General features: G+C 64.9%; 19 protein-coding genes and 1 riboswitch. Of the genes, 7 read left to right on the plus strand and 12 right to left on the minus strand.

The window, feature by feature from the left end; all coding sequences use genetic code 11:
- Window positions 1–83: 83 nt before the first annotated feature.
- Window positions 84–533 (minus strand): tRNA (cytidine(34)-2'-O)-methyltransferase, encoded by a 450-nt coding sequence (locus ASE13_RS03385; protein ID WP_056611433.1) that lies wholly within the window; start codon window positions 531–533, stop codon window positions 84–86.
- A 239-nt stretch (window positions 534–772) separates the two neighbouring features.
- Between ASE13_RS03385 and ASE13_RS19695 the strand changes: the two genes are divergently transcribed.
- The 6 genes from ASE13_RS19695 to ASE13_RS03410 all read left to right on the plus strand — a co-directional run bounded on the left by ASE13_RS19695 (window position 773) and on the right by ASE13_RS03410 (window position 4,932).
- Complete coding sequence (locus ASE13_RS19695; protein WP_156404719.1) at window positions 773–1,096, plus strand: hypothetical protein; 324 nt, start codon at window positions 773–775, stop codon at window positions 1,094–1,096.
- Complete coding sequence (petA, locus tag ASE13_RS03390) at window positions 1,083–1,667, plus strand: ubiquinol-cytochrome c reductase iron-sulfur subunit (protein ID WP_056611436.1); 585 nt, start codon at window positions 1,083–1,085, stop codon at window positions 1,665–1,667. The genes ASE13_RS19695 and petA overlap by 14 nt, the downstream gene beginning before the upstream one ends.
- A 12-nt stretch (window positions 1,668–1,679) precedes the next feature.
- Window positions 1,680–2,969, plus strand: coding sequence for a cytochrome b (locus tag ASE13_RS03395; protein ID WP_056611438.1), 1,290 nt, complete (start codon window positions 1,680–1,682; stop codon window positions 2,967–2,969).
- Window positions 2,970–2,984: 15 nt separating this feature from the next.
- Window positions 2,985–3,818, plus strand: coding sequence for a cytochrome c1 (locus ASE13_RS03400; protein ID WP_056611441.1), 834 nt, complete (start codon window positions 2,985–2,987; stop codon window positions 3,816–3,818).
- An 86-nt stretch (window positions 3,819–3,904) separates the two neighbouring features.
- Window positions 3,905–4,444 (plus strand): adenine phosphoribosyltransferase, encoded by a 540-nt coding sequence (locus tag ASE13_RS03405; protein WP_056611444.1) that lies wholly within the window; start codon window positions 3,905–3,907, stop codon window positions 4,442–4,444.
- A gap of 92 nt (window positions 4,445–4,536) precedes the next feature.
- On the plus strand, window positions 4,537–4,932 hold the full coding sequence (locus ASE13_RS03410) for a hypothetical protein (RefSeq protein WP_156404720.1): 396 nt from the start codon (window positions 4,537–4,539) through the stop codon (window positions 4,930–4,932).
- Here the strand turns inward: ASE13_RS03410 and ASE13_RS03415 are convergent.
- The 10 genes from ASE13_RS03415 to map all read right to left on the minus strand — a co-directional run bounded on the left by ASE13_RS03415 (window position 4,929) and on the right by map (window position 18,254).
- On the minus strand, window positions 4,929–5,381 hold the full coding sequence (locus ASE13_RS03415) for a MaoC family dehydratase (protein ID WP_056611450.1): 453 nt from the start codon (window positions 5,379–5,381) through the stop codon (window positions 4,929–4,931). The genes ASE13_RS03410 and ASE13_RS03415 overlap by 4 nt on opposite strands.
- A gap of 38 nt (window positions 5,382–5,419) precedes the next feature.
- On the minus strand, window positions 5,420–6,736 hold the full coding sequence (locus tag ASE13_RS03420; RefSeq protein WP_056611452.1) for an ectonucleotide pyrophosphatase/phosphodiesterase: 1,317 nt from the start codon (window positions 6,734–6,736) through the stop codon (window positions 5,420–5,422).
- A gap of 96 nt (window positions 6,737–6,832) precedes the next feature.
- Window positions 6,833–8,257, minus strand: a complete 1,425-nt coding sequence (locus ASE13_RS03425; protein ID WP_056611455.1) for an aldehyde dehydrogenase family protein — start codon at window positions 8,255–8,257, stop codon at window positions 6,833–6,835.
- Between the two features lie 82 nt (window positions 8,258–8,339).
- Window positions 8,340–9,836, minus strand: a complete 1,497-nt coding sequence (locus ASE13_RS03430; protein WP_082596339.1) for a PQQ-dependent sugar dehydrogenase — start codon at window positions 9,834–9,836, stop codon at window positions 8,340–8,342.
- A gap of 57 nt (window positions 9,837–9,893) precedes the next feature.
- Complete coding sequence (locus ASE13_RS03435; protein ID WP_056611461.1) at window positions 9,894–11,192, minus strand: M20/M25/M40 family metallo-hydrolase; 1,299 nt, start codon at window positions 11,190–11,192, stop codon at window positions 9,894–9,896.
- A gap of 42 nt (window positions 11,193–11,234) precedes the next feature.
- On the minus strand, window positions 11,235–12,287 hold the full coding sequence (locus ASE13_RS03440; RefSeq protein ID WP_056611464.1) for a phytase: 1,053 nt from the start codon (window positions 12,285–12,287) through the stop codon (window positions 11,235–11,237).
- The gene (locus ASE13_RS03445) at window positions 12,287–15,070 is read right to left on the minus strand and encodes a TonB-dependent receptor (RefSeq protein ID WP_056611467.1); all 2,784 of its coding nucleotides are present in this window, start codon (window positions 15,068–15,070) and stop codon (window positions 12,287–12,289) included. Before ASE13_RS03445 ends, ASE13_RS03440 begins: the two co-directional genes overlap by 1 nt.
- Before the next feature lie 196 nt (window positions 15,071–15,266).
- Window positions 15,267–16,679, minus strand: a complete 1,413-nt coding sequence (gene glnA, locus ASE13_RS03450) for a type I glutamate--ammonia ligase (RefSeq protein WP_056611470.1) — start codon at window positions 16,677–16,679, stop codon at window positions 15,267–15,269.
- Window positions 16,680–16,772: 93 nt separating this feature from the next.
- Window positions 16,773–17,111 (minus strand): P-II family nitrogen regulator, encoded by a 339-nt coding sequence (locus ASE13_RS03455; protein WP_056611472.1) that lies wholly within the window; start codon window positions 17,109–17,111, stop codon window positions 16,773–16,775.
- A 318-nt stretch (window positions 17,112–17,429) separates the two neighbouring features.
- Window positions 17,430–18,254, minus strand: coding sequence for a type I methionyl aminopeptidase (gene map / locus ASE13_RS03460; RefSeq protein ID WP_056611475.1), 825 nt, complete (start codon window positions 18,252–18,254; stop codon window positions 17,430–17,432).
- 53 nt (window positions 18,255–18,307) lie between these two features.
- Here map and ASE13_RS03465 point away from each other — a divergent pair, with 53 nt between their 5' ends.
- Window positions 18,308–19,063 (plus strand): competence/damage-inducible protein A, encoded by a 756-nt coding sequence (locus ASE13_RS03465; protein ID WP_056611477.1) that lies wholly within the window; start codon window positions 18,308–18,310, stop codon window positions 19,061–19,063.
- Between the two features lie 291 nt (window positions 19,064–19,354).
- Here the strand turns inward: ASE13_RS03465 and ASE13_RS03470 are convergent, their stop codons facing one another.
- A complete protein-coding gene (locus tag ASE13_RS03470) occupies window positions 19,355–20,746 on the minus strand; it encodes a M20/M25/M40 family metallo-hydrolase (protein WP_056611481.1) in 1,392 nt (463 codons plus the stop codon).
- 466 nt (window positions 20,747–21,212) lie between these two features.
- Window positions 21,213–21,287: riboswitch (cyclic di-GMP riboswitch) on the plus strand.
- The last annotated feature ends 105 nt before the right edge of the window (window positions 21,288–21,392 follow it).

A 21,392-nucleotide genomic window follows, 5' to 3' on the forward strand; every position in this document is an offset into this window, starting at 1 on the left:
ACGCGTCATCCCCGCTTTCGCGGGGATGACGAAGAGAGGGGCCAGCCTGTCAGTCAAAATCGACAGCTTGAAGAGGTTCTCAGCTAGGCAGGCCAGCCGCCGGTCTGGCGCAGCGCCTCGCCCAGGGCCACGCCTGCCGCAATCGCGACGTTGAGCGAGCGGAATCCCGGCGCGAGCGGGATGCGCAGCGCGAGATCGGCGCGATCATGGACGAAATCGGGCGCGCCGGCGCTTTCCGAGCCCAGCAGGAGCGTGTCGCCGGGCATGAAGCGCGCCTCGTCGAGCCGCGTGCCGCCCCGGGTGGTGAGCAGGACGATTCGGCCCGGGACCTGCGTCGTAAAGGCATCCCAGTCGGCGTGGCGCCGGACCTCGGCCTGCGCGGCATAGTCCATCCCTGCCCGCGCGAGCGCGCGATCGCTCCACGGGAAGCCCATCGGCTCGATCAGGTCCACGGCCACGTTCAGGCACGCGCCGAGGCGGAGAATCGTGCCGACATTGCCGGCGATATCGGGCTGGAACAAAGCGATGCGCATGGTCGGCCGGGGTTAGCGGCCCCGGTTGCGCGCGTCACCCTGATTGCTGCGGCATTGCCCATATCGTCGTCACCCCGGGCTTGACCCGCGTTTCGAGCTTCGGATGCCCGCAATTGGGCCGACAATCGACGCTGCGCCTGCGACGAGCACTGGTATTGTAGGATTTGGTCTGCTCTCGTTCGCATATGGACATCGGGCCAGATTTCGAACCGCATCTCCGTACGCCGGTTGACACGCACATGCGCGAACGCGTCAAGCGCGTGTCAACCGGCGCGGTGCCGGGAATGCCCGAAACCGCGCAAATCCGCTCTTTTCGAAACCAACCAAACGGTTGGCATCGCGATTCCTGCCAACCTTTCGGTTGGCTGTCGGCTCACCGGCACCTTGCAGTCACCCGCGGTTCAAAATCCCTGTTGGCAAAGCAGCTTCCCCGCGTCTATCAGGCCGCGCAAGCCACCGGGGGCACCGGGCGGCTCTGGGCGCGTATGCGCCTGCGTCCTCTTAAGCCGCGCGTTCCTCGCGGATTGTTCGAAGTGCAAGGGCTGAAGCATGGCAACGCTTGAAGACGGTGTTTCCCCGACCCAGACCGTGGTCCCACCAGGCGAAGTGATCGAGAACCCGCGCCGCCGCGATTATCTCCAGATCGCCGCCGTGGCATTTGCCGGCGTGGGCGCGGGCGTCACCGTGCTGCCGCTGATCAATTCGATGAACCCCTCCGCCGACGTGCTCGCGCAGTCGACCACCGAGATCGACCTCTCCAAGATCGATCCCGGAATGGCGATCAAGGCGAGCTTCCGCAAGCAGCCCTTGTTCGTGCGCAACCTCACGCCGGCGGAGATCGCCGCGGCCGACGCGGTTCCCGTGTCGAGCCTGCGCGATCCGCAGACGCTCGAGCAGCGCACCAAGGAAGGCCATACCAACTGGCTGATCACCTTGGGCGTGTGCACCCATCTCGGCTGCGTGCCGCTGGGCGCGGGCGAGGGTGAGAATCGCGGCCCCTTCGGCGGCTATTTCTGCCCGTGCCACGGCTCGGCCTACGATACCGCGGGCCGCATCCGCCAGGGGCCCGCGCCGAAGAACCTCGAGGTTCCCGAATATGCATTCACGTCCGACACTGTCGTCGTGGTCGGTTGAGGATAGACGCAGATGAGCTTCCCCTGGGCACGCCATTACGAACCCAAGAACCCACTGATGCAGTGGATCGACAGCCGTCTTCCGCTGCCGCGCTTCGTCTATAACGCGGTCGGCGCCGGCTATCCGGTGCCGCGCAACCTCAATTATTTCTGGAACTTCGGCGTGCTCGCCGGCGTGGCGCTGGTCGTCCAGATCGTCACCGGCATCGTGCTCGCGATGCATTTCCACTCCTCGGCTGCCGGCGCGTTCGAGAGCGTCAATGTCGGCATCATGCGCGACGTGAATGCGGGCTGGTTCCTGCGCTTCGCGCATGCCAACGGCGCCAGCATGTTCCTGACCGTGGTCTATATCCACATCTTCCGCGGCCTTTATTACGGATCGTACAAGGCCCCGCGTGAGATGGTGTGGCTGATCGGCGTGGTTATCTTCCTGCTGCTGATGGCCACCGCCTTCATGGGCTATGTGCTTCCCTGGGGGCAGATGAGCTTCTGGGGCGCGCAGGTCATCACTGGCTTCTTCTCGGCGATCCCGGTGGTCGGCGACTGGATCCGCGTGTGGCTGCTCGGCGGCTATGCGCCGGACGATGCTGCGCTCAACCGCTTCTTCTCGCTCCACTATCTGCTGCCGTTCGTGATCGCGGGCGCCGTGATCCTGCACATCTGGGCGCTGCACATTCCGGGGTCGGGCAACCCGACCGGCGTGGAAGTGAAGGGCGAGCAGGACACCGTCCCGTTCCATCCATACTACACCGCCAAGGATGGTTTCGGGGTCGGCGTGTTCATGATCGTGTTCGCGACGCTGATCTTCTTCTTCCCCGATTATCTGGGCCACCCGGACAATTACATCCCGGCCAACCCGCTCTCGACCCCGGCGCATATCGTCCCCGAATGGTATTTCTGGCCGTTCTACGCGATCCTGCGCGCCTTCACCGCGGACTTCATCATCCCGGCGAAGCTGTGGGGCGTGGTCGCGATGTTCGGCTCGATCCTGCTGCTGTTCTTCCTGCCCTGGCTCGACAAGTCGCCGGTGCGCTCGGCGAACTTCCGCCCGGCCTATCGCGTCGCCTTCTGGGTGCTCGTGGTGGACGTGCTGGTGCTGGGCTATTGCGGCGGTTCGGCCGCGACGCCGGGGATCGTGCTGCTCAGCCAGATCACTGCGATGTATTATTTCGCGCACTTCCTGATCATCGTGCCGATCATCTCGCGCCTCGAGCGCCCGAAGCCGCTGCCCAACTCGATCACCGAGGCAGTGCTGGGCGACAAGAGCGGCTCGCGGATGAGCGAAACGGCGCTGAGCGCGTAAAGGGGAATCGAAAACATGCTTCCGCTGTTCCTGCGCTCGGTCAAATTCCTTGTCGGTGGCGCCTTCATCTTCGTCCTGGCGCTCGCGCTGTTCGGTACCGTCTCGGGCTGGATCACCGATCCCCCGCAGCCGACTGCCGAGGAGGAGTTCCATCACCATCCCAAGGAGCTCGCGCTCAAGTCGGATGGTCCCTTCGGCAAGTTCGACAACCAGCAGCTGCAGCGCGGCTTCCTGGTCTTCGAGAAGGTCTGCGCGACCTGCCACTCGCTGAACCTCGTCTCGTTCCGCGATCTTCAGCAGATCGGCTATAACGAGGCCGAGGTGAAGAAGATCGCCAAGGACTGGCCGACAAAGCAGCCGGTGCAGGATCCCAAGGCGGGCACCTGGGGCGAGCGCGACAATCTGCCGTCGGATCGCTTCCCCAAGGTCTATTATCCGGGCACCGGCACGCCGCCGGATCTCAGCCTGATCACCAAGGCGCGGCATGGCGGCGCGGCATATGTCCACTCGCTGCTGACGGGGTATGAAGAGAAGCAGCCGGCCGAGCTGCTGGCGAAGTTCCCGGGCGCCAAGACGCCGGACGGCTCGCACTACAATCCCTATTTCGCGAACCTCAACATCGCGATGCCGCCGCCGCTGACCGCCGACGATCAGGTCACCTATTCGGACGGCACCCGCGCGACGGTGGATCAGATGGCACAGGACGTCTCGGCGTTCCTCGTCTGGACCGCCGAGCCGACGATGGAGCGTCGCCACGCGGCGGGCCTCGCAGTGGTGATCTTCCTGCTGATCGCAACGGGCCTCGCTTATGGCGCGTATCTGACCGTGTGGCGGGGCGTGAAGCACTGAGGCTGCCCGCCCCATCGCCGAACTGACGAAGTCCCGCCGCGGCCCAGCCCGGCGGGATTTCTTTTTGGGAACCGAGAGCCGACGACATGGCGAACGACAATGAAGACATCCGGCGGCGCATTCGCACCATCCCCGATTTCCCCAAGCCGGGGATCATGTTCCGCGACATCACGACCTTGCTGCTCGATGCCGAGGGGCTGAGGCTGACGATCGACCGCATGGCCGAAGCGGTCGGCGGAAAGGTCGATCTCGTCGCCGGGGTGGAGGCACGCGGCTTCCTGTTCGGCGCGGCGCTGGCAGTGAAGCTGGGCACCGGCGTGCTGCTGATCCGCAAGGACGGCAAGCTGCCCGGCGCGACGATCGCCGAGGATTATGCCCTCGAATACGGCACCGATCGCATCGCCATCCATGCCGATGCCTGCGCGCCCGGCGCCCGCGTGCTGCTCGTCGACGACCTGATCGCCACCGGCGGTACCGCCCGCGCCGCGGTGCGGCTGCTGCGCAAGGCCGGGGCGGAGGTGGTCCAGGCGGCGTTCGTGGTCGATCTGCCCGAACTGGGCGGTGCGGACGCGCTGCGCGGCGACGGGATCGCCGTGAACGCGCTGGTGGCGTTCGACGGGCACTGAGCCGGAACATCGATCGGCCCGCGACGTTCTCAACTGGTTAGCCGTCCTTCGGGCGCCTCCAGAGCGCCATGACGGTGCCGGAGAGACGCACCATGCTGATTCACCGCATTTCCGCCGCCGGCCTGGCCATTGCGCTGGGCTTGACCGCCGCCGCCTGCACCGAAGACGGCTATGGCTATTCGGGCGTCTCGGTCGGCTATTCGAGCGGCGGATATTATGACGGTTACGACCCCTATTACAGCTACGGGCCGAGCTCCTATTTCGGCTGGTACGGGGACTATTATTATCCGGGCACGGGCTATTACGTCTACGATCGCTACCGCCGTCCGCATCGCTGGAACAACGGACAGCAGCGCTATTGGTACGATCGCGGCCGCTCGTGGCGCGGCGATCGGCGGGAGAATTGGGGTGGCTTCGGCAACCGGCGCGGCGAGGGGCGCAACTGGGATCGTGGCGACCGGCGTCCCGACCGCCGCTATCGGCGTTAGCCCGCGGTCGGCCGCCGCCGCATCAGCGCGAGAGCGGTGAAGCGCAGCACCGGCTCGTCATGCTGGTTGAACGTGGTCATCTGGCTGCGCAGGCTGCCCATGTCGGGTCGGCTCTGCGATGGCCGCACTTCGAGGATCTCGCTCTCGCAACGCAGCACGTCGCCCGGATAGACCGGCTTGAGCCAGCGTAGCTCGTCGACGCCCGCGGCGCCGAGGCTCGCCTGCGGATGGACCTTCATCTCGGCGACGAACATCGACATGGTCATCGCGCAAGTATGCCAGCCGCTCGCCGCCAGCTGCCCGAAATGCGTCTGCGCGGCCGCTTCGTCGGAGAGATGGAAGGGCTGGGGATCGTATTTCCCGGCGAACTCCAGCACTTCCTCGCGGGTGACTTCATAGCGGCCGAAGCTGCGCTTCATGCCCACTTCGATATCGTCCAGATACAGCATGATTTGAGTTTCGGATGAAAACCAAAACTTGGCAAGCCCTAGCGGAGCACGCCCCTGAACGGTGCGTCGGTGCCGTCGATGCCGGGCTTGGCGGGCAGCTTCAACAGATCGCGCAGCAGCGGGTAGACGTCGACATTGTCGAACGGCGCGAGCTTTGCTGGCCGGAAGGCGGGGCCATGGCCGATGAACAATGCCGCCATATCGGGCGCGAAATTGTCATAGCCGTGATTGCCCTCGGCGAAGCGCTCTGCGGGCGGTTTCGCGTTGATCAGCCAACCGGTCTCGGCGAGGCAGAATATCGGCGGAATCCGCGGGTTGGTGCCGTAATGGAAGCGCGCAGGGATCTCGCTCTTGCGCCAGCATTCGTAATGCGCGTGCTTGCCGAGCAATGCCTTTTCGACCGCCGCCGCCTTGCCGGGCATCGGCGTCAGGCTGGCATAAGTGCCCGATTCGAACAGATCCAAATCGTCGAGCGGCACGATCTGGTTCAATACGATGACGTGGCTGCTTTGGGTCGGCGCCATGCCGTGATCCGAGACGATCACCAGGTTAGCGGGCTGGTGCAGCTCGGCGAGCCCGTCGACGAGCTGGTCCATCCATTTGTCGACCTGTGCCACGGCCTCGAGCGTCCGCGTATCGCCCGGACCGAACTTGTGCCCGACAGTATCGACCACATCGAAATAGAGCGTCAGGAATAGCGGGCGTATCGCCGCCGGGCGCCGCAGCCAGTCGAGGATGCCGTTGACGCGCTGCTCGCCGGTGATCGCCTGATTGAACTGCTGCCAGTCCGAGGGCCGCACGCCGCCGATCGTCTCCCAGTCCTTCGGCTTTTCCTTATGGCCGCCGATCGCGACATTCGAGCCGGGCCAGAATTGCGTCCCGGTCCGAATTCCGGCACGCTCGGCATCAAGCCAGATCGGCTCGGCGGCGTTCCACCAGAAGGGGTCGTCGGTCGCCATATTGAAGGTTTCGCCGGGACGCTTCGGATCTTCCATCTTGTTCGCGACGATGCCGTGGCGATCGGGGCGCTGGCCGGTCACCAAAGTCCAGTGATTGGGATAGGTCTTGCTCGGGAAGCTCGGCCGCATCGCCGCGCTGGTGCCCTCGGCGGCGAGGCGCGAAAGCGTCGGAGTGACGCCGCGATCGAGATAGTCCGGGCGAAAACCGTCGATCGAGATCAGGATCGTTACCGGCGCCTTGATCTCCTCGAGGCAATCGCAAACCGACGCTGTCCGCCGTGACATGTCCTCGACTGGCAAGGGAGCCGCAGCGGTCTGGGCGACGGCCGCGGGCAGGGAGACGCAGGTCTGTAAGGCGGCGAGGACGGCGAGGCCGAGCTTGGAGGTCGAACGCATCGCCGATCCTTGCCATTCCAATGTTGCGGCGGGAAGTCTTGCGGGTCCGCCGCCGGCGGTGGACCGGCCGAGCGCTGCCGCCGCCTTTCCGGACCCTCAGGCGAAGACGCCGACCACTGCCTTGACCTCGAGGAACTCGGCGAGCCCGAACTTGCCGTGTTCGCGTCCGTTGCCCGATTGCTTGAAGCCCCCGAAGGGCAGGTTCGGATCGGGCTGGCCGCCATTCACATAGACCATGCCGGCGCGCAGCCGCGGCACGACGCGCCTGACGGCCTCCGCATCGCCGAACACCACCGCCGACAGCCCGTAATCGGTATCGTTGGCGATGCGGATCGCGTCCTCCTCGTCCTCATACGGGATGATCGTGACGACCGGGCCGAAGATCTCCTCGCGCGCGATGGTCATGTCGTTGCGGACGCCCGAGAACAGGGTCGGCTTGACGAAGTAGCCGGTTTCAATGCCATCGGGCCGACCGGGACCGCCGGTCTCGAGCTTGGCGCCTTCCTCGAGGCCCTTGGCGATCAGGCCCTGGATCTTGTCCCATTGCGTCTTGTTGACCACGGGGCCGATGTGCCGGCCTTCCTCCGATGGACTGCCGCTTCGGGTGCCCTTCATCATTTCGGCCGCGATCGCCGCGACCTGCTCCTGCAGGTGCCGGGGGACGAGCAAGCGGGTGGGGGCGATGCAGCTCTGGCCCGAGTTCATCAACACGCTGAACAGGGTGATGGGCACTGCCTTGCCGAGATCGGCGCCTTCGAGGACGAGCGCCGGCGATTTGCCGCCGAGTTCCTGATGGACGCGCTTGACCGTGTCGGCGGCGTTCTTCGCGACGAGGATGCCGGCGCGGGTCGAGCCGGTGAAGCTCACCATGTCGACGCCCTTGTGCCGCGAAAGCGCAGTGCCGACGCCGGGGCCGTCGCCGTTGACGAGATTGAACACGCCCGCCGGCACCCCCGCGGCATGCATCACCTCGGCGAAGATCGCGGCGCAGCTTGGCGCTTCTTCCGAGGGCTTGAGCACCATCGTGCAACCCGCCGCCAGCGCGGGCGCGACCTTGGAGACGATCTGGTTGAGCGGCCAGTTCCACGGAGTGATCAGCGCGACCACGCCGATCGGCTCGTGGACGACGAGGCTGTTTCCGATCTGCTCCTCGAACTGGAATTCCTCGAGCGCACGGGCGGCGGAGAGCAGGTGGCCGATGCCCGACCCGACCTGCGCGGATTTGGCGAGGCTCAGCGGCGCGCCCATTTCGAGGCTGATCGCTTCCGCCATGTCGGCGGCACGTGCCTTATAGGCTTCGAGAATCCGTTCGATCAGGGCGATGCGTTCGTCGATACTGGTGCGCGAGAAGCTTTCGAAGGCGAGTCTGGCAGCGGCTACGGCCTTGTCGACATCGGCGGCCGAGCCGAGCGTGATCTCGGTGACAGGGGCTTCGGTCGCCGGATTGATGACCTCGTGGCGCGTGCCGCCATCGCTCTCGACCCAGCCACCGCCGATATAGTGCTTCAGATAGTTGCGCATCCCCGACTCCGATTCGAATTTCCGGTATGGCGCACTAGATGGACAGTTGCCTTTCGCAACGCAAGTGGCGCAGGCCGAGCTTCTAGCCGGGCTGGACCATGAAGATGCTGCCGGTGATATCGATGAGGAAGAGGTTGCCTGCCGCGTCCTCGCCGAACGAGACGAGGCTGGTGATCGAGCCGGCGTCGGGCGTGAAATCGAGGTTGCGGCGCTCGTAGCTGGCGGCGGGAAAGAGCTGGCCCTGGACGAGCGACGCTGCCGGCAGTGTCCAGATATTCCCGCTCACATAGTCGCCGAAGACATATTGTCCCTGGAGTGAAGTGACGGGTCCGCGATAGACATAGCCCCCAATGATCGAGCCGCCCTGTTTGGCGCCGCCGCCATGATCATATTGCGAGACCGGCGGCGTGAGACCGGCAGGTGCCGTGCCGGTATAAGGCTGAGTGCCTTCGAGGAAATGCCAGCCGAAGTTGAGGCCTGGCTGGTTCGGCCGCACCACGTCGATCTCCTCGATGGCACTCTGGCCGACGTCGCCGATATAGAGGCGCCCATCCGGCCCGAAGCTGGCGCGGAATGGATTCCGCAATCCGAGTGCGAAGACATAGGGATTGCCGCCGCCCGCGGCGAAGGGGTTGCCTGGCGCAGGCGAGAAAAAGCGGGGACTAGCGCCGGCATAAGGATCGGAGATGACGTCGATCCGCAGGATCTTGCCGAGCTGCGAGTTGGGATTCTGGGCATTGTTGCCGGGATCGCCGACGCCGCCGCCGTCGCCGATCCCGACATAGAGATAGCCGTCCGGCCCGAAGCTCATCCAGCCGCCGTTGTGATTGTTCGATCCCGGATGAGGGATCGATATCTTGGCCAACACCGTCGGCGGGAATCCGGCGGCGTGGAAAAGATATTGGCGGAGCTCGATGTCGCCGTTCGCCGCAGTGCAGAAGATCATGAAACGATCGGCGTTCAGCGGATTGGGCAGCAATGCCATGCCGAGCAGCCCGCGCTCGCCATCCGTGCTGAGGCCCCCCACCGTAAAGACGAGCGACCGCGCCCCGGTGGAAGGCGTAAGGCGATACATGTTGCCGGTTTTCTCGAGCACATACACGTCGCTGCTGCCGGGGATCCCGGTCACGAAAGTCGGCTGGTTCAGTCCCGTCGCGACGCGCTTGACCGCGATCCCTTCGCGGCTGTTGGTGACCGTCACCGCCAGATCGAGTGTGGACGACGCGCTGCCATCGCTCGCGCTCAGTTGGACACGATAGACATTGTCGCCGTCGGCATCCGCAGGCGCCTCGAAATTGGGTGCGGCGCTGAAATTGAGCGCCCCGGCAGCGGTGATCGTGAAGCGTGTCGCGTCGGCCCCGCCTGCGATGGAGAAGGTGATCGGGCTGCCTTGGGCGTCGCTTGCCGTCGCCTGATAAGCGAGGGCGGCATTCTCGACGACGCTTGCCGTCGCCGCGGAGGTGAAGGTGGGCGGAGTATTGGGAGTGGGAGTCGGGGTTCCCCCTCCGCCGCCATTGCTTCCTCCGCCGCTACACGCCGTGATCAGGAGCACGGGACCGAACAGCATAGCGCTACGCATCAAAGGCCTCCTGGCGACGCCCGCGTCGAACGCTACGGGCAGAATATTCGTTCCGGGTCAGCGCTTCTCGCGCGCCAGCCGGCTCATCAGTATCGCACTGCGCTTGGCCTGCAGCGCGATGCTGGGGATATCCAGCCACTCGCCCTCGGCGTGCAGCGTGCCGCCGCTCGGGCCCATGCCCGCGAGCGTGTCGGTCCAGGCCGCGACGAAGCTCGAATCCGCTGCGCCGCGCTTGGCGGGCGGGAATTCGGCCATTTCGGACAGGCCGAGATCGCGATTGGCCTTGTTGAGCCGGGCGAGCAATGCACGATTACCCTCGGTAGGGGCCATCGGTGGCGTGTTGTCCTGGAATTCGAGCGTCGCTGTGGTGCCGGGCAGGTGCTTCGCAACGACTGCCTGCATCTTCGCACGCGCCGCCGCGTCCTGCTCGGGGGTGAGGCTGCGCAGGTCGCCGCGCGCGATTGCGATGGCGGGCACCACGTTGGTCTTGCCCGATGCTTCGATGCGCACGCCGTCCTTGTCGATCGTCGCCGGCGTGCCGCCGCCGATCACCCCGACGTTGAACGTGAGGTTCTCCTCGATCAGCTCGCTCCGCCATGCGTCGAGGATGCGGGCGATCTCGTAGATCGCGCCATAGCCGGTTTCGGCGTTGAAGATGCCGCCGCCGTGCCCGGTCTTGCCGGTGGTGGTGAGCGTCCAGCCATTGGCGCTGCGCCGTGCGACGGTGCCGAAATCCTGGCCGTTCTCGCGCGCGAGATTCTCGAACTCCAGCGCGACATCGGCCCATTTGCCCGCTTCGATCAGGTCGCGCCGCGCGAGTGGGATCGGATCGCCGGTCTTCTCCTCGTCGCCGGTGAGCATCACCTGGATGTCGGCCTGTTTGAGCGTGCCGGCCTTGTCCATCGCGCGGAGTGCCGCCAGGATGACCGCAATTCCGCCCTTGTCGTCGACGACGCCGGGGCCGATCGCCTTGTCGCCCTCGCGACCGAATTTCTGGAAGGGCGAGCTCGCTTCGAACACCGTGTCGATATGCGCGATCAGCAGCATTCGCTTGCCGCGGCCATTGCCCTTGTGGGTGGCGACGAAATGCCCGGCCCGCCGGGTCTCGGGCAAGTCGATCCATTCGACCTTGAAGCCGAGCGCCTCGAATTCGGGACCCAGCATTGCGCCCATCGCGCGTACGCCCGCGAGATTCAGCGTGCCGCTATTCTGATTCACCATTCGCTCGAGCAAGGTGAGCGTGCCTTCCGCATCGGCATCGACTGCCGCCGCGATCTTCCTCTCGGCGCTGCTGAGCTGGGCGGAGGCGGGCATGGCGGCTGTGAGTACGAGCGCGCAGAGCAGGGAACGAAGCATGGCGCCGAGGCTAGGTTCCGAACCGCCCCGGCGCAATGCCCGTTACTTGAGCCCGAGCGCGGTCTTGATGTCGGCCCAGGCGAGGAGTTTGAAGTTCTGCGCCGAGGGGGTGTTGTGTCCATCCTGCGCGACAAACAGTCCGCCGGGATAGTCGGCGCCGAAATCGCCGACCATCACGTCGATGCCGTCGGTCTCCTCGGTCGCGCCGAACCTGCCTGCCCCGATCCGGAACCGGCCGACATAGGACTCGTCGCCCAGCCGATAGACAGCATAGGCATTGTCGCCCTGGCTCGACACCAGCAGATAGCCGCCGTCCCCGCCGCCTTCGGTTGCCAGTGCGACGCCTTCGGTGTCGGCGACGATCTGGATCCCATCGGCGGCGGCGATCTTCGCCGGCGTGGTGCTGCCGGTGGCTCGCGCATCGAAGCGCCACATGCCGACATCTTCCTCGGCGACGTAGAGCCGGTGGGTGCGCTCATCCATTGCGCAGCCTTCGGACTGTGTTGCCAGCTTCATACTGCGGACGATCCTGCCCGCGGGCGCCGCGCTCGAAAGATCGAGCGCCAGCTGGCTGATGGTACCGTCCTTCAGGATGTTGAAAGCCTGGAGTGAAGCACCGTCGCGATAGAGGCACACGCCATAGGCCTCGCCAGCCCCCGCGGCGACCTTGCCGAGCGGGGTCAGTTTCCGGGTCACCGGATCGAGCCGGAAAAGCGCGAGCTGGGCGCGCAGCGGATCGTTGCGGTCGCTCGCCGCGACGATGATCCCGGCCGCACCCATGTCACGCAGGTCGACATTGTTCACGCGGCCCGCGTCGATGAACGACAGCTGCTTGCCCGCCAGGTCATAGACGTAGAGCCCGGCCTTCTTGTCGGTTCCGACGATCAGGCTCGCGGCCGGATCGGCGGAGTTGCGCCAGATCGCGGGATCGTCCGCCGCATCGGCATTGGCGGTACCCACCGCCGCCGTCTCCCCGCGCGCCTGCACCGAAGCGGTGGGCGCCGGGGAGAAAGCAGGGCGTTTCTCGCTGGCGGTGCAGCCCGCCGCTACCAAGGGCAGTAGGCCGAGCAGGGTCATCTGAATCGTGCTGCGCATCAGAAGGTCACCCGGATGCCCCCCGAGTAGCGGCGGCCGAATTGCTCCCACTCGATGGTCTGGATGTCGCTGCGCGGACTCGCCACGCCGGTGGCGTTCAGCAAATTGCCCGGCTCCGAATAGCGGCGGCCGGGCTTGTTGAGCACGTTCGACGCGTCGAGGAAAACCTCGAAATTCCGATTGACCGCATAGCGCGCGGAGATGTCCATCTCGTCGTCGGCGGCCCAATAAGTGTCGCCGGCGTCTGCCAAGTCATCGGCGATGCCGTCGAGCCAGGTGCTGCGGCGCTGATACTGGACGCGCAGCGACAGGCCGTATTTCTCGTAATAGCCGCCGATATTATAGACGAGGTCCGATGTGCCGGGCAGCCGCACCTTGCGTGCGAGCACCGCGCCCAGAGCAGGCTTGGTCACTTCGCTGTCGTTCAACGTGACGTTCGCGGTGATGCCGAAGCCACCCATCCAGCCGGGCAGGCCGAGATCGCCGGTCCAGGGTTCGAGCTGGAACTGCGCCGCGGCTTCCGCGCCGAATACGCGCCCGTCACCGCCATTGGTGATGCCCGAGAAGATATAGGAGGAGCGGTCGATGCCGTTGCTGTCCAACGCGGCTGATCCGAAGCTGCGCGTCTGACGATAGAGCACGTCCTTGACCTTTTTGTAGAACAGGCCGGCCATCAGATAGCCCTGCGGGCGGACATACCATTCGAAATAGCCGTCGACGCCGTATGCGCGTTCGGGCTTCACCGCGGGGTTGCCGCCCGAGATCGACTGGTTGGTGTCGTTGACGACCACATTGGGACGAAGCTGATCATAATCGGCGCGCGCCGCGCCCGAATTGAACGACAGGCGCAGCTTCTTGGTATCGTCCAGATCATAATTGACGTGCAGGCTGGGGAAAGCGAGCGTCTGGCTGGACGTTGCACTCACCGGACCCTTGATCCCGCCGACCGTGGCAATGGCTTCGCCGCTATTCTTCAGATGCTCGACGCGCACGCCGCCAAGGATCGAGCCCCAGCCATATTTCAGCGTAGCCATCGCGAAGCCGGCATAGACCTGTTCGCGCACCTCGTAATTGTTGTCAGCGTTGGGCGTGAAGGCGAAATTGGCGCGCGCCGCGTCGGACACCGCGCGCATCTTGTCGGTATCGAAATAATGGAAGGTGTAGCCCATCGGGATCTTGCCGAGGAACGACTGGTCGATCGAGAATTGGTTGAAATCGGTGGGCAGGCCGACGGTGGCGAACTGTGCGCCGGTGTTGAGCAGGATCTGCTTCTCGTCGGCAATCTTGGTGCGCTGGTCGAACTGGAAGCCGGCCTTGAACACCGCTTCGCTGCCCAGGAAGCCGGTTTCGCGCGAAAGCACCAGCTTGCCGGTATAGGCCTTGGTCGTATCGACTGCGTCGAGCACGGTGAGCGACGAAGGCGGCTTGGTGAAGCTGTCGATATTGGTCACCGCGGTGCCCGCCTGGAAGCGAGTCGGGCCGCTCAGCTGCGTGGTGGTGAAGAGCGCGAGGCGCGAGAAGTTGCGGTCGCTGAAATCATAGCTGACCGTGGGGCGCAAAGTCCGCGTGGAGGGACTGTCCCAGGCGACTTCGCCGACGACCGAGCGATCGTCCTTCGACTCGGTGTAATTGCCCAGCCAGCTCAGGTGCCAGCCTTCGGCGAAGTCGTGGTCGCCGGCCAGCGTGTTGGTGAAGATCGACTGGCGGAACGCGCGCAGCGTCGAGCGCTGGCGGATGTCGATGCCGTAGACGGTGCCCTTTTGCGGCGTGTTGCCGATGCAGACATCGGCATAGCCGCTGGTGGCGGGCGTGGGGTTCACCGTCGTCGGACAGGCCGCAGTGTTCGCCACCAGATCGTTCTGGCGGTCGTCGAGATCGAAGCGGTAATTGTCGCGGGCCTCGTCGTCGGTGAAGATCGTGTAGATGGATCGCAGCGAGATCGTGTTGTCCGAGTCCGGCTTGTAATCGAGCCGGCCCGAGACGGACCAGTTGCGGCGGGTGAGGCGGTAGAGCTTGTTTTCGGCCTCGTGCGCCCAAAAGCGGGTTGCGGAGCCCGGGCGCTGATCCTGGGCGACCCGCTCGTAGTCGGTCTCGAAATTATCGGTGATCATCGCGCGCTGATAATAGCTGCCCGAGAGGAGCACGCCGATCTCGCCGCCCCCGACGGCGAAGCGGTCCGAGACCACGGCCGAACCTTCATATTGCTTGCGGTCGCCCAGTTCGGCGATGCCGATCCCGGCCTTGCCCGCGAAGTGGAGGCCGCTGTAGTCGAAAGCCGAGCGCGTGATCACATTGACGTTGCCCGCCACGGTCTCGCCGGGCATTTCCGGCGTGACCGCTTTCGAAACGACGATCTGCGAAGCGATCGCCGAGGGGATCGAATCGAAGCGCGCGTCGCGGCCCTCGGGGCTGACCACGTTGATCCCGTCGAACGAGAGCGTGGTCCAATAGTTCGGCGCGCCGCGCAGCGAGATGTAGCGGGCCTGGCCCTGATCGCGCTCGACTGCGACGCCGGGCAGGCGACCGGTCGCCTGGGCGATGTTCTGGTCGGGCAAGCGGCCGACGCCGTCCGCCGCGGCGACGGTGACCAGCGAGTCCGAATTCTTCTGCACGTTGAGCGCGGATGCTTCGGATTCGGCGATCGGGCGCAATCCGGTGACGACGATCTCAGCGTCGTCCGGGGATGCAGCCGGGGCATCCTGCGCCATTGCCGGTGCGGCAAGTGCGAAGCTGAGCGCAAAAACGCTAGCGCCCGCGAAATGGCGGACGAATCGGCTGGTCATTGAAGGATCCCCCTGATGGTGAGGGCGCCGTAACCTCGCCGAATGTCAGTTCGGCTCGGTTTCAGTGACAATTCGACGTCGTGGAAATGACATTACGAAGGCGTGACGAGTTCGCCACGCCGCACGACGCGAATGCCGAACGAAAAGGGCGCCCGGATCACTCCGGACGCCCCTTTTGTCGGTCCTACGCTCGCGATTACGAGCTGTAGTACATGTCGTATTCGACCGGGCTCGGCGTCATCTCCCAGCGGGCGACTTCGGCGCGCTTGATCTCGACATAGGCCGCGATCTGGTCACGCGTGAACACGTCGCCCTTGAGCAGGAAATCCTGATCGGCCTCGAGGCTGTCGAGCGCTTCGCGGAGCGAACCGCAGACGGTCGGTACCTTCTCCAGCTCGGCCGGCGGCAGGTCGTACAGGTTCTTGTCCATCGGGTCGCCCGGATGGATCTTGTTCTGGATGCCGTCGAGACCGGCCATCAGCAACGCCGCATAGCAAAGATACGGATTGGCCAGCGCGTCCGGGAAGCGGAACTCGACGCGCTTCGCCTTGCTGCCCGCACCATAAGGGATGCGGCACGAGGCCGAACGGTTGCGCGACGAATAGGCCAGCAGCACCGGCGCTTCATAGCCCGGGACCAGCCGCTTGTAGCTGTTGGTCGACGGGTTGGTGAAGGCATTCAATGCCTTGGCGTGCTTGATCACGCCGCCGATGAAGTAGAGGCACATGTCCGAGAGCCCGGCATAGCCGTTGCCGGCGAAGAGCGGGTTCTTGCCTTCCCAGATCGAGATGTGGGTGTGCATGCCCGAGCCGTTATCTTCCTTGATCGGCTTGGGCATGAAGGTCGCGGTCTTGCCATAGGCATGCGCCACCTGATGCACGACGTACTTGTAGATCTGCATGCGGTCGGCGGTCTGGACGAGCGTGCCGAAGGTCAGGCCGAGCTCATGCTGCGCGGCGGCGACTTCGTGGTGATGCTTGTCGCAGGGCAGACCCATTTCGAGCATCGTCGCGACCATCTCGCCGCGGATGTCGACGGCTGAATCGACCGGCGCGACGGGGAAGTAGCCGCCCTTGGCGCGCGGACGGTGGCCGAGATTGCCGGCTTCATATTCCTTGCCCGAATTGCCCGGCAGCTCGATGTCGTCGATCGCGTAGTACGACGTCGCATAGCTGTTCTCGAAGCGAACGTCGTCGAACATGAAGAACTCGGCCTCGGGGCCGACATAGACGGTGTCGCCGATACCGAGCGTCTTGAGATAGGCTTCCGAGCGCTTCGCGGTCGAGCGCGGATCGCGGCTGTAGAGCTCGCCGGTCGAGGGCTCGACGATGTCGCAGACGAGGATCAGCATCGGGGTGGCCGAGAACGGATCGATCCACACCGCGTCCAGATCCGGCTTCAGGATCATGTCCGATTCGTTGATCGCCTTCCAGCCTTCGATCGACGAGCCGTCGAACATCAGGCCGTCGGTAAGCTCGTCCTCGCCGATCACCTTGGCGACCATGGTGAGGTGCTGCCACTTGCCCTTGGGATCGGTGAAGCGGAGGTCGATCCACTCGATCTCGTGCTCCTTCACCATCTTCAGAACATCATTGGCCGAATTCGCCATCGTTAAAGCCCTTTCGCTCTCTTTCGTCTGCCCGCCGAATCGGGCAATAAAATTACTTTTGCGGGCGCAGCACTAGAAGGTTGCTGCGCTGCGTCAAATCGCGTTTTCGTTGCGCTCGCCGGTGCGGATGCGCAACGCGGTCTCGACCGGGATCACGAAGATCTTGCCGTCGCCGATGCGGCCGGTCTGCGCCGCGGTGGCGATCGCCTCGACCACCCGCTCCGCGAGCGAATCCTCGACCACCACCTCGAGCTTCACCTTGGGGAGGAAATCGACCACATATTCGGCGCCGCGATAGAGCTCGGTATGGCCCTTCTGGCGGCCGAAACCCTTGGCTTCGGTGACGGTGATGCCGCTGACGCCGACCTCGTGCAGCGCCTCCTTCACTTCATCGAGCTTGAATGGCTTGATGATGGCTTCGATCTTTTTCACGTGTTCCCCCAACAGGAATGAGGCAGTCCCCGTATCGCGCGTCTGGCAACATCCGTGCCAGAGGCGGAGTCGGGGATGCCCCTCGGGTCGCACGCCGCGCAAGGCTTAACAAGTGCCTGCCAAATGAGCAGCGGCGGTGCGGGTGCCTTATTCGGGGGCACGCTGATATATTTTCGTCATCCCGGCCTTGAGCCGGGATCCACTACCTTTGGCCGGGCAGAAGAAGCGGGACCCCGGCTCAAGGCCGGGGTGACGAAGGAAGAATATGAGTCCTCAAGCTCCGCTACCTCTCCCACAGGGAGAGGAAAAGAAGAGCTATCAATAAGGCGGGTTGTGCAGCCCCTTCGGGCTCGTCGTGAAGATCTCGCAGCCGGTCTCGGTGATGCCGACCGAATGCTCGAACTGCGCGGAGAGCGAGCGGTCGCGCGTCACGGCGGTCCAGCCGTCGTCGAGCAGTTTCACGTCCGGGCGGCCGATGTTGATCATCGGCTCGACGGTGAAGAACATGCCCGGGCGCAGCTCGGGGCCGGTGCCGGGGCGGCCGACATGGACCACTTCGGGCGCGTCGTGGAAAACCTGGCCGAGGCCGTGCCCGCAGAAATCGCGGACGACGCCGTAGCGGTGCTTCTCGGCATGGCGCTGGATGGCGTTGCTGATGTCGCCGAGATGGTTGCCCGGCTTCGCCTGCTCGAGCCCGAGCATCAGGCATTCGTAGGTGACGTCGACCAGCCGGCGCGCCTTGATCGGCACGTCGCCCACCAGGTACATGCGGCTGGTGTCGCCGTGCCAGCCGCCGAGCATCGGCGTCACGTCGATATTGACGATGTCGCCGTCCTTGAGCGTGCGTTCGGACGGGATGCCGTGGCAGACGACATGGTTGATCGAGATGCAGCAGCTGTGCGTGTAGCCGCGATAGCCGAGCGTCGCGGGGACGCCGCCGCCGGCGATCGTCATGTTGCGGACGATGTCGTCGAGCTCTTCGGTCGAGACGCCGGGGACGACGTGCGGCACCAGCGCGTCGAGGATCTCGGCGGCGAGGCGGCCGGCCTTGCGCATGCCTTCGAAGCCTGCGGGTCCGTGGAGCTTGATCGCGCCGTCGCGCGCCTGCGGCATGTCTTCAGTGACGGTGACATATTCGGTCATGACGCGCGATATAGGCGTTTGCGCGCCGCTTTGCGAGGCTCTAGTCCGGGCAAATGAGCGAGCGCATCTGGACCGCGGCACTGGTGGTGATCGGCGACGAGATTCTCTCCGGGCGCACCCAGGACAAGAATGTCGCGCAGCTCGCCAGCTGGCTGAACGTGCAGGGCATAAGGCTGGGCGAAGTGCGGATCGTGCCCGATGTCGAGGACGCGATCGTCGAGGCGGTCAACGCGCTCAGGGCGCGCAACGACTATCTGTTCACCACCGGCGGGATCGGCCCGACGCATGACGACATCACCGTCGATGCGATCGCCGCGGCTTTGGGCGTGCCGGTGATCGTGCATCCGGAAGCGCGGGCGGTACTCGAGCGTTATTACGAGACGCGCGGCGGGCTGACCGATGCGCGGCTGCGCATGGCGCGCGTGCCCGAAGGCGCCGATCTGATCCCCAATCGCATGTCCGGCGCGCCCGGCATCCGCTGGGGCAACGTCTTCATCCTCGCCGGGGTGCCGCATATCACCGCCGGCATGCTCGATGCGCTCACCGGCACGCTCGAAGGCGGGCTGCCGGTGCTCTCGCGCACCGTCGGCGCATGGGTCGCGGAGAGCGAGATCGCCGACCTGCTCGGCGAGACCGAGCGCGCGCATGCAGGCGTGGCGATCGGCAGCTATCCGTTCTTCCGCGACGGGCGGACCGGCGCGAACTTCGTCGTGCGGGCTACCGGGCAGGAACTGGTGGATCGTTGCGTGGCCGCGCTGATCGACGCGTTGCGCGCCGTAGGCCATGACGTGATCGACGGCGGGATCTAGGCATTCGTTGCCAACCGGATGGTTGGCAAGAACGGCGTCGCGGGCGGCTTCCAACCATTTGGTTGGCTCGGAAAATCTTTGTTTTCCAGATTGATAAAGAAAAATGCGCGCCGCGCGGGCCGTCTGGCGCTTGACTCGTTTTCGCATTCGCATGTCAAGCGTCAACTGTCTCTGACAGGTTGCGACGGCGCCAAGATCCTGCTTGCCCATGTTCGGACGGAAGCACGGCAAATCCTACATTGCCAGTACCTGGCAGACAAAAAGGCGCGGATCAGACGCCGATGGTCAGGGCTATTTCGCCAGCTCGGTGATCACCGCTTTGTAGAAGGTGATCGCCGGCGCGATTTCCCCCACGGGGATCCGTTCGTTGAGGCCGTGCGCGAAGCTGTCGCTCGACTTCATGAACAGCGGGCTGACGCCGTAGCTTGGCACACCGCGCCCACGGAACCACATGCTGTCGGTCGCGCCCGACGACATCACCGGGACCACCGGCGCTTCGGGGAAGCGCGCGTGCACCGCCTTGGTGATCACCTTCATCAGGTCGGGGCGCAGCGGCGAGGCGTCGCTCGGCACCGATCCGCTCTCGACCTTGGTGACCTTGACTGTGGGATCGGCGACCAGTTCGGCGAGCTTCGCCTGCACCTGGGGGATCGGCGTGCCGGGGAAGATCCGGCAATTGACGTTGGCGGTCGCCCGCTGCGGCAGCGCGTTGGCGGCGTGGCCGGCAGTGATCATCGTCGCGACGCAGGTCGTGCCGGTCTGGCCGACATAGCCGGGGTCGGCGCGCAGGATCGCGCGGGCCCCGGCATCCTCGGGGTTGGCGGCGAAGCGGCGCATCGCGTCCGCGAGCTTCGGGTCCGGGGTGCGCGCGGCAGTCGCGGCCCAGCTCGCCTTGGTGATCTCGTTGACCTGGCCGGGGAACTCGTAGGCCTCGATCTTCTGCAGCGCGGCGGCGAGCTGGTAGATCGCATTGGGCTTGCGCGGGGCGCTCGAATGGCCGCCGGGATTGGTGACGCTCAGCTCGAAATCGGCATAGGACTTCTCGGCGCCCTGCACGCCGAACATCATCGGCTTGCCGCTCTCGTCGAGATCGCCGCCGCCGCCGTCGATGTTGAGCAGCAATTCGGCGTCGTGGAACTCCGCGGCGAGCGCCGCGGTGGTCTTCATCCCCGTCTCCTCGTCGCCCGAGAACAGCATCACGATATCGCGGCCGGGCTTGAAGCCCTCGCGCTTGAGCTGGATCATCGAGGCGACGAAGGTCGAGACGTCGAACTTGTTGTCGCTGGCCCCGCGGCCGAACAGATAGCCGTTTTCGACCACCGGCGTGAACGGATCGCGCTCCCAATCGGTCGGCTTCGCCTCCACCACGTCCATATGCCCGGAGATCAGGATCGGCTTCGCGCCGCTCTTCGCCTTACCGGTGCCGCGATAGCGCGCGACCAGAAAGGCGGTGTCGCCGAGCTTCTCGACGCGGACATCGGCGTCGGCGAACCCGCCCGCCACAAGCTGCGATTTGAGGAAGGTCGCATAATCGAAAGTCTGGTTGCCCGGCCCCGCGACGCTGCGGAAGGCGACGCCGCGCTTGAGCAATTCGAGCGCCTGCGCCTCGGCCTGCGGATTGTTCTGCGCCTGCGCCGAACCGGCGGCGAACGCCACTGCGAGGAAAACCGCGACGTGGCGCATAAGGCGGGGGCTCCGATCAAGAGGCTGGAGCGGGTGAAGGGAATTGGACTCCATCATCGCTGGATAAAGGCATTTGTCTGATCCGAGGAGTCCACATGTTCCAGATCGCACCCTATCGCGGATTTATGCTCGGACCTTTGGCCGGCCGGAGTTGATCCGATCGCCTCCACCAGGAGTGGCCGGGCACCCAATCCAGAATGCTGCGATCGCAATGGAATGTGACAGCTTGCGCAGGAAATCGGCCAAGCGGGTGATGCCAGATATCCACCAAGTATGTCGCCGGGCTGCCGGAGAATTTGGAAAACCATGCCTCGGTCCCGGGATGCTGACATGGTCGTAGTTTACACTATTTTACAATGCCATTCGAGGTAAAGCTATGAAAAATTAACGATTTGTTAACCTTTGGGCACCACCTTCGGGCCATCGCATGCGGGGGATCAAAGGGAGCAACAACCTCCTGAAATCCTGCTGAAAAGAGCAAACTGCCGGCGACGGCAGGACGCAAAGCTTCCGGGCTCATCGAGCTAGCGGGGCTGCCAGTAAGGGGGGCGTATGGATGGATGCGTTGCGATTTGCGCAGCTGCGCGGCGAGCCGCCGGTGCCGTCGTAGCGCCCTCCCGATCACCGATCCGGATTTTCAAGACCA

The organism is Sphingomonas sp. Root241, assembly GCF_001428865.1.
Lineage (GTDB): Bacteria > Pseudomonadota > Alphaproteobacteria > Sphingomonadales > Sphingomonadaceae > Sphingomonas.